Below are 12,387 nucleotides of genomic sequence, written 5' to 3'. Positions count from 1 at the left end.
ATGTGTTGTTGTCGGTGCGCGGATCAGCCCTCGAAGGTGGACAAGTCCCTGGGCTGGATGTCGTTGGCCTTGCAGTAGCCGAGGTAGCGGTCCATCGATGTTTTCCAGTTCTCGACCGCGATAATGTTGTCCTTGTCGTCGAGGTACAGCAGCTCGCCCGAGACGATATTGAAGGTGATGATGTCCGGGCCCTCGGCATACGCCGCCTGAGGCGTATGCCGCGTCGAGGCGGTCTCGTACACCACGCTGCCGGGGTGGGCGGTCCAGTCGTGCTCCTTGTAGCGCCAGCTTCCCTGGACGGTGTAGACAATGACCGTGCCGGTATGGTGGTGGCGCGGCATCTCCATGCCGGCAGGCGCCTTCAGCAGCGTAATGGTTTCCCCCCGTACCGGATCGATCTTGAAGTACTTGATCATCACGTCGTTGCTATACGGCGCAAACGGCATCCACGGCGTATCGTTGCCGTCCAGGCAACCGGTGTTGATGGATTCGAACAGCATGGCCTGTCTCCTGTCGTGCCGCATCCGGGACGGATCCGGCTGATTCAGGCTCCCATTCTGGGGATGCAGACCCGCTGCTGACTTGTCATTTTCAGACAGGGACCTATCATTTTCAGACGCGGCATTGCGCCGATCTCAAGCCTTTTATCCCCTCCCCTTCCAAGATGAAAGCCGCTGCCCGCCCTCTGCTACCGGCCCGCTATTTTTTGCTGTTGGGTGACTACTTCAAGTCCGCCGGCACCTCGCTAGACGAACTGGCGCGCGCAGCGGAAATTGACCCGGACCGCTTCCGCGACACGGACTTCGGACTCAACTCGCAACAGATCGAGCGCCTGCTGGCAGAAGCGGTACGCGCCACCGGACGTAGCGACCTCGGCTTCGAGTGGGGATGCCGCCTGAAGCTGAACTCGCACGATATCCTCGGCTATGCCATGCTCTCGTGCACCACGCTGGACCAGGTGCTGCGGCTGTGCTCGCGCTACTACCAGCTCCTGACGCGGATGTTCAGGATGAGCTACCAGCGCAGCGGCGACCGCGCGGAAGTCATCTTCCGGCCGGCCCTGCCCATGGGCCGGGACACGCTGAACCTGCTCCAGGAGACCATTGCCGTGTCGGCGCACCTGCAATGCAAGTCCTTGCTGCGCAACCCGTCGGCGGTCTACGACATCTACATGGCCATGGAAACGCCACCGCATGCGGCACGCTATCGCGAACTGTCGCCCGCGCGCGTGCATTTTGGCGCGTCGCCACTGCCCGAGATCCGCATGGTCGCCGATACCTGGAGCCTGGACGCGCCGCTGCCGATGGCCGATGCCCACGCGGTGCGCATGGCAGAGCAGCGCTGCCGCACGCTGCTGCAGCGGTATAGCGAGCAGGGCAACTGGACCGGATGGGTGGTGATGATGCTGACCGAAGCCGAGGACAGCCAGCCGACGCTGGAGGAACTTGCCGGGCTGCTCGGCATCTCGGCGCGCACGCTGGACCGCTACCTGAAGAAGGAGGCCAGCAGCTTCCGCGACCTCGCCATCGACGTCCGGAACGGACGCGCGCAGAAGCTGCTGCGCGAAGGGCAATTGCCGATTTCGCAAATTGCCTACCGCCTCGGATTCACCGATGTGGCTAACTTCAGCCGGGCCTTTCGGCGGGCCAATGGGGTCAGTCCTTCGGATTATCGTGGCGGCGACGGAGGCGGGCGGTCGTCGTGACCGCACCGACAAGCGGCGCCACCGCGGCGCAGCGTCGGCATCGTAATCTGTTGCCGCTCGGACTGTGGCGCAATGGGCGCGATTTCACATTTGCAACAACCTTGGCAGCCGCCGGTCTGCAGGCTCTTGTGCGATCTTAGAAGGCCAGCGAATGTGTTACGAGGGAAAGTCATGGTGTCTCCTTGAATATGGCTTGTATGGTGCAGCCGGGTGGTCAGAAGCGGAATGGCCTTTTGCGCACCATCGTCGCGCCTTCTGCTTACCAGCCTTGGTCCGGCTGACTGACGCCATAGACTTCCGAATCTAGCGGCTCGCTAGACGCGAGAATGTCTCGCACGTGACATTGCCGAACGCTACGTCCCCTGCTCGCGCCGTGGAATGCAGCTACTGCTGACACTGGTTCTGCCCAAGGATTCTGATCACGGCCCTGGCGAGGGCCGGCGAAGGCGGCTTGCCCTGATCCGGTGGCATAATTGGCTCAGCGTTATCGGTGACTTCGCACTTTCCTGGCGCGAGCAGAGCGACGAGTAGCCTGGCATGGAAGATCTTCTGAATCCCCAGCGTGTTCGCATCCGGCGCCGCGGCGCCGACAAGCATCCGCTTATTCTTAAAGCTGCGCGGGACCTCGTTTCACGGTCGGGATTTCGCGAGGCACAGATGACGGCCATCGCTGATGCCGCGGGCATCGCCATTGGCACGCTTTACCGCTACTTTCCCTCCAAGACCGAGCTCATGGTCGAAGTCGTCAAGACTACGGCGCAACGGGAAGTAGATGTGGTCGCAGGCATCGCCATGGGCGACGGAACTGCGTGCGAGCGGCTGGGTGCAGCCGCCTGGACCTTCGCCAGTCGTGCCTTGCGAGGTCGCCGACTCGCGCACGCGCTGGTTGCGGAGCCGGTCGAGCCCGACGTGGAGTCTGCAAGGCTGACCTATCACCGTGCGTTGTCCAGGGTATTCAAGACGATCATCGAACAGGGGGTTGCCGACGGCGAGTTTCCAGCCCAGGATGCTGCTGCCTCGGCTGACTGCATCGTCGGCTGCCTGTTCGAAGGGCTCGTGGCGCCGCTGAGCTCCGAAACCCGACTCGATACCGCGCCGTTGATCCCTCAGGCGGCAAGCATTATCACTTTCTGCCTTCGCGGTGTATCTGGTCGCCCTTTGAGTTTCCCGCCTTAAGAATTCAGCGTTCGCGGCTCATGCAACCAGTGCGACACTCCTTTCTTACAAAATGAACCACTGTTTCACTTAAGGCGACCGATGACGTGCATGGTTTGCGTCTCATACGCCTCAATTCTATGAGATAACTCCCTTTATTGAGTACATGCCCTACCTAGGTCGTCCTTGACAGATGATGGGGTGAGCCGTAGCCTTAAGTGAAATTATGATTTCACTTAAGCGCGACAGCCTCACCGCGCTGAGTGCAAGGAGACACGAATGGCCACGCCAAGGCCCGAGATGGCCGCGGAGATCCAACAGCGGGTCAAGGACCGCTACGCCGCCCATGCCTATCCGCGGCAAGTTCATTTCGTTGCCGAAAACACCCAGCGGCAAGATCCAGCGGTTCGTCCTGCGCAAGTGGCGGAAGAACGCAGTGCCGGCGGATTTTCCGGCGTCGCGGTCGTGATCGTGACTGCAGGCAGCGCCCGGCTGTCGGCACGCCTCTCCCATCAAGAAAGGAGGTTTCATGCAAATGATGTCGAACCCGCATCGGCAGCGATCCATTAGCCCAGAATTTCTCCAGCGCACCCGAACTTCCCGCTCCGCCTCGCTAGAATCCTTGGTCGAAAGCTCGACATGGTTTGCTGGCTTGACGGCCGAGGAACAAGCCAGAGTGCAGGCCGACATCTACGAGCGCCAATATCCCGCCGGCGGAGTCGCCTGTCATCGTGGGGATCCGGCCGATCACTGGCTGGCCGTCATCGAAGGCATGGTGAAGGTCGACACTGCCTCGGCTTGCGGACGGGCCATCACGTTCGCCAGCGTCCCAGCCGGATCATGGTTTGGTGAGGGGGCGGTCCTGAAGAGCGAGCCGCGCCCATATTCGGTCGTTGCGATCAAGGAGAGCCGCGTGGCCTTTGTGCCCCGCGCGACTTTCCTTTGGCTGCTTGAACGCAATCCCGCCTTCAGCCGCTATGTCATCGACCAGCTCAATGCCCGGTGCGGCTACTACGTTGGCCTGGTCCACAACCTCCGCCTGCATGAAGCAGCAGCTCGCGTCGCATTCTGCCTGGCCGAACTGTTTCACCAGCAACTCTACCCGTCCACCGACCGGACACTGAGCTTGTCTCAGGAGGAAGTCGGCCGTCTGTCCGGCCTGTCAAGGCAGAACACCAATCGGGCGCTTCGCGAACTGGCCGAGGCCGGCATGCTTGCCATAGAGTATGGTTCCATACAGATCCTCGATCTCGAAGGGCTGCGGCAGTTCGCCCACATCGGTGACTGAAGACTGTCGCAGGGGTTCCCGTGACGCGCACTGGAAAATGTCGGCGCGCCACGTTGCCATGGATGGCATCAGACGAGCTCGACAGCCATAGCGGTAGCCTCACCGCCCCCGATACAGAGACTTGCAATACCTCGCTTCCCACCGATTCTTCGAAGCGCACCAAGCAGCGTGACGAGAATTCGCGCACCCGAAGCGCCGATAGGATGTCCCAATGCGCACGCCCCGCCGTGGGCGTTCACCTGATCCCGATCCAACCCGAGATCATGAATAGCCGCCATTGCGACCACTGCGAAGGCCTCGTTGATTTCCCACAGATCGACATCGGCGGTCGCCCATCCGGTGCGATCCAGGAGCCTGCGAATGGCATCAATCGGCGCCGTCGCGAACTTGGCGGGCTCCTGGGCATGGCTAGCATGACCGACGATCCTCGCGAGGGGGCGTACGCCCATGCGCTCGGCGACGGACTGGCGGGTAAGCACCAGAGCCGCTGCACCGTCCGAAATCGAACTGGAGTTTGCCGGTGTCACGGTGCCATCCTGCCTGAAAGCAGGCCTCAGCGTAGGAATGCGGCTCAGGTCGGCCTTGCGCGGCTGCTCGTCTTCCCGGACCGTCACACTGCTCTTGCGCCCAGCGACGGTTAGCGGCACGGTCTCCCAGGCAAAGTGCCCCGCCTGAATCGCCGCCTGCGCGCGCAGCGTCGAAAGAACCGCCCACTCGTCCTGTGCATCCCGGCTGAAGCGATAGGCGTCGGCGCAATCTTCCGCAAACGTTCCCATCAACCTGCCACGCGTATCATCGCCATAGTGGTCCTCGAGGCCATCGAAGAACATGTGGTCAATGAGCTTGCCGTGGCCAAGCCTGTATCCAGCACGCGCTTTCGGCAACAAGTAAGGAGCGTTCGACATCGACTCCATGCCGCCTGCGACCATGAGGTCGTTCGATCCAGCGACAAGAAGGTCATGGGCTAACATCACCGACTTCATACCCGAACCGCAGACCTTGCTGATCGTCGCGCATGGCACGCCAAGCGGCAGGCCTGCGTTGATGGACGCCTGCCGCGCAGGGGCTTGCCCAAGTCCGGCGGGAAGGACACATCCCATCAGCAGTTCCTGGACCGACGCAGGATCGACCTTTGCCCGCTCCACGGCGGCCTGGATGGCAGCGGCGCCCAGCTCCGGCGCTGTCAACGATGCCAACTCGCCGTGGAAGCCACCGATCGGTGTGCGGGCCGCGGACAGGATCACCACGGGATCGCTTGTGTTCGTCATGCCAATCTCCTCATTTTGCCGCCATGCGGATTGCGCCATCGAGACGAATCACTTCGCCGTTCAGATATGGACTGTTGATGATGTGTTTCACGAGGTCTGCAAACTCCGTTGGCCGTCCCATACGCTGGGGGAATGGCACGGCCTCACCAAGCGCCTTTTGCACTTCCGTCGGCATCCCCAGCAGCATCGGCGTCTCCATGATCCCCGGCGCGATAGTCATGACCCGGATGCCGAAGCGCGCCAACTCGCGCGCCAGCGGCAACGTCATGGCGACGATGGCGCCCTTCGAGGCGGCGTAGGCGGTCTGCCCAACCTGGCCATCGAATGCGGCAATGGAAGCCGTGTTGACGATGACGCCCCGCTCGCCATCCGCCAGCGCCTCCTGACCGGCCATGATCTCGGCCCCAAGTCGCAGCACGTTGAAGGTGCCACCGACGTTGATGCGCATGGTCCGGCTGAACGAAGCCATGGCATGCACCCCGCTCTTGCCAATGACTTTCTCGGCGGGCGCAACGCCAGCGCAGTTGATGACGCCACGCAGTGCGCCCAATCGCGTGGCGAAGGCGTACATGCCTTGCACACTATCTTCATCCGTGACATCAGCCCGCACGAAGGCACCGCCTGATGCTTTGGCGACAGCTTGGCCGGCCTCCGCATCGCGGTCCACGATCACCACTTTCGCGCCATTTTCGGCAAGGGCTTGGACCGTGGCGGCGCCCAGCCCGGAGCCGCCGCCCGTCACTACAAAAACATTGTCCTGAATCTTCATATCGGTAACGGTGGTTTAGTGATGAGTGGACGCCTGCACCTCCAGCGAGGAGAGCGAACTATCTTGTTTCGTCTGCACGGAGGCACTGCGGCGGTGGTCGACCAACATGACGGCAAGCGTTCCAATCGCGCCTGCAATACCGATCGCGAGAAAGTTCTGCTCAAGCGGCAGCTTCATAGCGACAAGCATCCCAATCAGCACCGGTGCCACGATGGCGCCAAGACGGCCAATTCCCGAGGCGAAGCCGACGCCTGTCGACCGAATGGAGCCGGGGTAAAACTCGCCAGCGTAGGCGTACGCGAGCAACTGCGTACCGAGCGTTGATGCGCCGACGACGAAGACAAGAGCGAAGAGCAGTTCGGTAGCCTTCGTGTATCCCATGAGGGTGAGCGACACCGCACCGGTCGCGTAGAAGGCCACCAGCACATGCTTGATGTTGAACTTGTCGCCCAGCCACCCACCGCCAATTGCCCCGCATGCTGCGCCGATGTTGAACACCAGCACAAAGTTCAGCGCGGATCCGAGGCTGTAGCCAGACATCGCCATCAGCTTAGTCAGCCACGAGCTGAGCGAATAGACCATGAAAAGCCCGGTGAAGAACGCCGTCCACAGCATGACAGTGCTCAGCGCACGGCCATTGGCGAACAATGCCTTGACGGGAGCATTGGACGCCAACGCTTCCTCAGGTACAACAACACGATCGTCATCGGCGATGCGTAGCTCCGGTGCGATCTTCTGTACAACACGCCGGAGTTCCTTCTGCCGACTCTTCTTGGCAAGGAAAGCCATCGATTCCGGCATCGTCCACAGGATGAGCGGAATGAAGAGCACCGGTAGGCCCGCTACCAAGAACACGGCCTGCCATCCGTAGGCGCCGATGAGCTGCTTGCTGGTCAGGGCGACCAGAATGCCGCCGATGGAATAACCGGCAAATACGATCGTCACCAATCTCGCCCGCATCTTGCCGGGGGCAAATTCTCCCATCTGGGCCGTGACTACCGGCAGGACACCGCCAATCCCCAACCCGGCGAGAAAGCGCATCACGCTGAAACTGATCGGATCGCTGCTCAAGCCTGCAGCGGCAGTGAACACGCTGAACAGCCCCACGCAGATGCAAATCGACAGCTTGCGACCAATCTTGTCGCCAAGCGTCCCCAGGTAGATAGCGCCCAGCATCATGCCGAACAGAGCCGAACTGGCCATGAATCCAGCCTTGGTGCCGTCCACGCCCATTTCCTTCATGATCGAAGGAAGTGCCGCGCCGACGACCGCCAAGTCATAGCCATCGAGCACGAGAATCAGCACACACCAAAACAGGATGATGCCGTGAAACCCGGAGAACCGGGCGGTCTCCGCAACCTTTTGCACATCGATATCTTTTCTCATCGTCTCCTCCATTCGTGATGGATCAAGTCATTGTTGTGAAAATTTCGCTCATGCGTGTTCCAGGCCGTGGAAGGTGGTGAAGCTAGACGCCGGCTCACGCTCGGACACGAGCGTGTTTTCCACGCGGCTCTCGTCTGCGTAGCCAAGGCTCATTCCCACCAGGAACTTCTCGGTTGGCGGCAACGAAAGCTGTTGTTCGATGATCGTGTGGTACTTCATGAACGCTGCCTGCGGGCAGGTGCTTAACCCGTGCGCACGGGCGACCACCATGATGTTTTGAAGGAACATCCCGTAGTCAAGCAGGCTGCCCTCGCTCATCACTCGCTCCACGGTGAAGAGCAATCCGACCGGCGCATCGAAGAACAGGTAATTGCGGCCGTGCTGCTGCTGCATCCGCGACTTGTTGCCTTTTTCGATGCCAAGCAGCCCGTATAGCTGCCATCCCAATGCACGGCGACGGTCCACATACGGCGAGACCCACTGCTCCGGGTAGTAGTCCCATTCATCGGAATGGCTGGTGGAAAGCGCAGGATCGTCATCGACGCGCTGGATCGCTTCGCAAAGGCGTCCCTTTGCCTCTCCGGCAACCACGTGGACCCTCCACGGTTGAATATTGACGCCTGTTGCGGCGTAGCGAGCCACGTCGAGGATCGCTTCAATCGTTTCGATCGGGACCGTCTTCTGCAGGAAGGCCCGCACGCTACGGCGGGTGACGATGGCCCACTCCACGGCTTGACGAATCGTTGCCAACTCGACAGGCGGCGTCGCTAATCTGTTTGCTTCCACTTTCGCATCCCCTTCTCACTAGCTCACAACGAGCGTGTGGGAAGGAGCGTAGTGCCGGCCCAGATTCCTCACTGTCACGTAGCCGACAATCGCGTCAGATGGCTGCGGATACTTTGAGCAAGGCATTGTCCTGTGCATGACATTGTTTGCTCGCCATGAGCGGTATCGTTAGCCCCTTAAGATCAATCGCTGGTGGAGCACTCGCGCCGGCCTCGAGAACCTGCAGGAGACAACTCATGGACACGAACATCTACCAAGTCGGACTGGCGCGGAAATCCGCGAACCACGTGCCGCTCACGCCCCTCCACTTTATTGACCGGTGTGCCGAGCAGTATCCGGACCGCGCCGCCATCATCCATGGCCCGCTTCGTCAATCCTGGAAGGTGACAAGGGAGCGTTGCAGGCAACTCGCCAGCGCGCTCGTCAAGCGCGGCATCGGCCGCGGCGACACGGTGTCGATCCTCGCGCCCAATACGCCCGCAATGGTTGAAGCCCATCACGGCATTCCGCTCAGCGGTGCCGTGCTGAATGCGATCAACTGCCGCCTGGATGCCGACGGTCTTCGGTTCATCATCAAGCACGGGGAATGCAAAGTGTTGTTCGTGGACCGCGAATTCTCCGCACTAGCTGCCGACGCCTTGCAAGGCATGCCGAATGCACCGCTGGTGATCGACATTGCCGACGCGCTAGCGCCGGCAGGTGAACCGATCGGCGCAATGGAGTATGAGCAATTCCTGCGCGAAGGCGACACCGACTTCCCCGGAGTCTGGCCCGAGGACGAGTGGGACGCGATCGCGCTGAACTATACGTCCGGCACGACCTCCGACCCCAAGGGCGTGGTGCCCAGTCATCGCGGCGCATATCTTATGAGCATGTTGCAGCTGACAGACTGGGGAATGCCGCGCGCGCCGAAGTACCTGTGGACGCTCCCCATGTTCCATGCGAACGGCTGGTGTTTTTCATGGGCCATCACGGCGGCCGCCGGGACCCACGTTTGCCTGCGCAAGGTAACCGCGGCCAACATCTTCCGTGCCATCGAGGCATATGGTGTCGACCATTTCTGCGCCGCACCGATCGTGCTTGCGTCACTTGCCACCGCGACGCAGGAGGAGCGCCGTCCCTTCTCGCACGTTGTGCGCATCCGCACCGCCGGTTCTCCGCCGCCTGCAAGCGTACTCAAGGCAGTGATCGAGCAAGGCTTTGACGTCGAGCACGTGTATGGCATCACCGAAGCGTCAGGAACGCCGGTGAGTTCGTACGCGAATCCCGCATGGAATGAAAAATCCGGGGATGAGAAGGCCCGCCTGATGGCCCGCCAGGGTAACCGCGCCGCTGGCCTCGAAGGCCTCCGTGTGGCCGACCCGGAGACGATGGAATCGGTTCCCTGGGATGGCACGACACAGGGCGAATTGCTCCTGCGCGGCAACATCGTGATGAAAGGCTACCTGAAGAACCCCGAGGCCACCGACGCGGCTTTCGCAGGTGGGTGGTTCCACACCGGTGACCTCGCGGTCGTGCATCCGGACGGGTACGTCCATATTACCGATCGGTCGAAGGACGTGATTATTTCAGGCGGAGAGAACATTTCTTCGGTTGAGGTGGAGGACGTCCTCCACCAGCATCCCGCCGTGCTGATTGCTGCGGTCGTGGCACAAGCGCATCCCAAATGGGGCGAGTCGCCGTGCGCGTTCATCGAACTCAAGAACGGTGTGGCAGCGCCGACGGAGGCTGAGATCATTGCGTTCTGCCGCAGCCGTCTGGCCCATTACAAATGCCCGACAAGGGTCGTGTATGGGGCGTTGCCCAAGACGGGAACCGGGAAGATTCAGAAGTATCGCTTGCGTGCGTTAGCGGGCAGCCGGGAAGCGATCACGGAACTGGCTTCCAATCACACAGATTGAGAGCGCTGTCCGCGATCTACGATAGTTAGCTGCGTCTATTCGGAGCATCAGTTATTCGCCATCTGGCCGGCATGACTGATGCAGATTTTCCCGAAATTTTGGCCAGTAGCCAGGTAATCCATGGCGTCTCGCAATGCTTCGAACGGAAATACTATCGACGACCGGACGCAGTCGTTTTCTGGCAATATGTGCCGCCATGGATTCGAAGTCCGCCCGGCTTCCGACGGTAATGCCTTGTAGCCGAACATGGCGCGTTACAACCTGGCCGAGGGGAATCTTGGGTTTGGAGCCAGAGAGCACGCCGATCATGCTGATGGTGCCCCCGTGCGAACTGCACGCAGCGACTGCTCGAGCGTCCCCACTCCTCCGACTTCGATGACGTGAGCCACCCCAGCTCCGTCCGTCATTGCTTTGACGGACCGTCCCCATTACAGATCCGTGGTGTAGTTGATGGTCTCATCCGCACCGAGCTCTCGTGCCCGCGCCAGCTTCTTGTCACTCGACGAAGTGATGATCACATGCGCACCCAGCGACTTGGCGAACTGCAAGGCGAAGAGAGAAACGCCTCCGTGCCCGGAACAGGACCTTGTCGTCCCCTTCAGTCGCCCTTCTGTTACCAAATCACGCCACGAAGTGACAGCCGCCGTGGGCAATGTGGCCGCCGCTCAGGTGCGAAGGGACATGACAAACGCCTTCGGCGGGCACGACCATGTAGTCGCTCATGGTTCCATCCTGTTCGCAACCCAGGCTTGAAAGCATGCTTTCGTTGCTTGGCGCGCCCGCTATCCAGGTCTGGTAGAAGACCGGACAGGCGCGATCACCCAGCCCCACTCGCGAAACGCCATCGCCAATGGCGTCTACGTCCCCAACGCCGTCGCTGAGCAGAATCAAGGGAAGCTCCTGCATTCGCTTGCCATATCCACGCTGCGGGATAATGAGGTCGCGATAGTTCAAACGCTGCGGCACATCTTCAGCCGCACCTGTCCCGGTCCGGGAGTCGGCAGTGGGCGCGTGATCATCTGAACATGCTCCATAGACCAGCCGTTCTCTACTTGAAATGCGTGCATCGGCTTCTCCTCCTTGTGCTAGCCATTGAGCAAGTCGCCGGAGTCACCTAAACAATATTGCACACATGGGCGATCGCCAGAAGGCGTTGTCTAAACGAAATCTGGCCACGGCATTCGGATCATCAGCAATGTAGCCGAATATCCCGGATATTCCCAGGCCGATCAGGGCGTCTCCTGTACGGCACTGACCGCGTTAGGAGGCGCCGAGGCGTTGCCCGCCTAGTGCGCTGTGGGACTACATTCGTGAAGTAGCCGAAGCGAATGAGGACTTTTTACTCGGTCGCAGTCGACCGCAACATGGGTGACGTGATTTCTTTTCTCTAAGCCCGCCATCCATGTTGATGTCAAAAAGAATATGGTCAGCCGCACATGCATCTGGAACTACTTGCCGCGGCGTCAGGGGTGGGCACTAAATACCCCGGTTACCCCGGTAAGTCGAGTAGCACAAGGGAATCTCACGCCCTCATAGAACCGAACATGAGCGTCGGACGGATTCGGTCTGTAAAAGGGCGGTGTTCATTCCATCTCTTTTGCTTTTGGAATGACCGAAACTGGCGTCATACCGGCCGCCCGAACGTGGCGGGTCGGATGTCTCAGATGGGTCGATTCCGGTCACTGTCGCCGCAGAGAGCAAACCATCCCTACGGCAGGCGATTATGGTCTCTCTGGCGATTGTTTACTCGCATCGATACTGGGACATCTGCGCACCGGCTCGCTGTACAGCCTCGGATGCTTGCTGGATCTGGGCGAAATTATTGGTGAGCATTGCCCGCTCGGAATGCGTGACCGCTGCGCGGTAGGACTGGCGCAGTGACGGGCACATGATGCTTGATGCTAGTCGCTTTTGCCCCTCCGGGTCGAAGATCGAAGACGGTTCAGCCCGGTATTCTGCGTTTCGCTGGCCGATGGACTTCCTCACCACCTCAGTCTTTGCGTCGTGCTGACAAGGGGCGTCCTGCAACGTGACATGCCCGGCGGCGCTTCGACATTGATATATGGTTTGGCTTGCTGCATTTGTGGCCAAGGCGAACATCGCGAGCGTCAGATATCTCCGCATGGCTG

General features: G+C 60.6%; 13 protein-coding genes. 5 read left to right on the top strand and 8 right to left on the bottom strand.

The window, feature by feature from the left end; all coding sequences use genetic code 11:
• Positions 1 to 23: 23 nt before the first annotated feature.
• Complete coding sequence (locus tag MKD38_RS09915; protein ID WP_252676360.1) at positions 24 to 500, bottom strand: 2,4'-dihydroxyacetophenone dioxygenase family protein; 477 nt, start codon at positions 498 to 500, stop codon at positions 24 to 26.
• Positions 501 to 706: 206 nt separating this feature from the next.
• Here MKD38_RS09915 and MKD38_RS09910 point away from each other — a divergent pair, with 206 nt between their 5' ends.
• The 4 genes from MKD38_RS09910 (at position 707) to MKD38_RS09895 (ending at position 4,148) form a co-directional block, all read left to right on the top strand.
• Positions 707 to 1,705, top strand: coding sequence for an AraC family transcriptional regulator (locus tag MKD38_RS09910; protein ID WP_252676352.1), 999 nt, complete (start codon positions 707 to 709; stop codon positions 1,703 to 1,705).
• 537 nt (positions 1,706 to 2,242) lie between these two features.
• Entirely contained in the window at positions 2,243 to 2,881 is a 639-nt protein-coding gene (locus tag MKD38_RS09905) for a TetR/AcrR family transcriptional regulator (protein ID WP_252676350.1), read from the top strand.
• 258 nt (positions 2,882 to 3,139) lie between these two features.
• A complete protein-coding gene (locus MKD38_RS09900; RefSeq protein ID WP_252676348.1) occupies positions 3,140 to 3,430 on the top strand; it encodes a hypothetical protein in 291 nt (96 codons plus the stop codon).
• Entirely contained in the window at positions 3,390 to 4,148 is a 759-nt protein-coding gene (locus MKD38_RS09895) for a Crp/Fnr family transcriptional regulator (protein WP_371925670.1), read from the top strand. Before MKD38_RS09900 ends, MKD38_RS09895 begins: the two co-directional genes overlap by 41 nt.
• A gap of 68 nt (positions 4,149 to 4,216) precedes the next feature.
• On the opposite strand, the gene MKD38_RS09890 is transcribed toward MKD38_RS09895, so the two are convergent.
• The 4 genes from MKD38_RS09890 to MKD38_RS09875 are packed head-to-tail and all read right to left on the bottom strand — an operon-like array spanning position 4,217 to position 8,357.
• A complete protein-coding gene (locus MKD38_RS09890; protein ID WP_252676346.1) occupies positions 4,217 to 5,416 on the bottom strand; it encodes an acetyl-CoA C-acyltransferase in 1,200 nt (399 codons plus the stop codon).
• 10 nt (positions 5,417 to 5,426) lie between these two features.
• The gene (locus MKD38_RS09885; protein WP_252676344.1) at positions 5,427 to 6,185 is read right to left on the bottom strand and encodes an SDR family NAD(P)-dependent oxidoreductase; all 759 of its coding nucleotides are present in this window, start codon (positions 6,183 to 6,185) and stop codon (positions 5,427 to 5,429) included.
• Positions 6,186 to 6,200: 15 nt separating this feature from the next.
• Positions 6,201 to 7,571, bottom strand: coding sequence for an MFS transporter (locus tag MKD38_RS09880; protein ID WP_252676342.1), 1,371 nt, complete (start codon positions 7,569 to 7,571; stop codon positions 6,201 to 6,203).
• A gap of 48 nt (positions 7,572 to 7,619) precedes the next feature.
• A complete protein-coding gene (locus MKD38_RS09875; protein WP_252676340.1) occupies positions 7,620 to 8,357 on the bottom strand; it encodes a nitroreductase in 738 nt (245 codons plus the stop codon).
• A 236-nt stretch (positions 8,358 to 8,593) separates the two neighbouring features.
• Here MKD38_RS09875 and MKD38_RS09870 point away from each other — a divergent pair, with 236 nt between their 5' ends.
• Complete coding sequence (locus MKD38_RS09870; protein WP_252676338.1) at positions 8,594 to 10,258, top strand: AMP-binding protein; 1,665 nt, start codon at positions 8,594 to 8,596, stop codon at positions 10,256 to 10,258.
• Between the two features lie 428 nt (positions 10,259 to 10,686).
• On the opposite strand, the gene MKD38_RS31015 is transcribed toward MKD38_RS09870, so the two are convergent.
• From MKD38_RS31015 to MKD38_RS31135, 3 genes are all read right to left on the bottom strand, one after another.
• On the bottom strand, positions 10,687 to 10,878 hold the full coding sequence (locus MKD38_RS31015) for a zinc-binding dehydrogenase (protein ID WP_256504780.1): 192 nt from the start codon (positions 10,876 to 10,878) through the stop codon (positions 10,687 to 10,689).
• Position 10,879: 1 nt separating this feature from the next.
• Complete coding sequence (locus MKD38_RS09860; RefSeq protein WP_252676336.1) at positions 10,880 to 11,212, bottom strand: alcohol dehydrogenase catalytic domain-containing protein; 333 nt, start codon at positions 11,210 to 11,212, stop codon at positions 10,880 to 10,882.
• Between the two features lie 789 nt (positions 11,213 to 12,001).
• On the bottom strand, positions 12,002 to 12,358 hold the full coding sequence (locus MKD38_RS31135; RefSeq protein ID WP_371925675.1) for a DUF4124 domain-containing protein: 357 nt from the start codon (positions 12,356 to 12,358) through the stop codon (positions 12,002 to 12,004).
• Positions 12,359 to 12,387 lie beyond the last annotated feature (29 nt).

The organism is Cupriavidus sp. WGlv3, assembly GCF_023952475.1.
GTDB lineage: Bacteria > Pseudomonadota > Gammaproteobacteria > Burkholderiales > Burkholderiaceae > Cupriavidus > Cupriavidus phytorum.
Note: the sequence above shows the minus strand (reverse complement) of the source record. Positions and strands in the feature narration are given on the sequence as shown.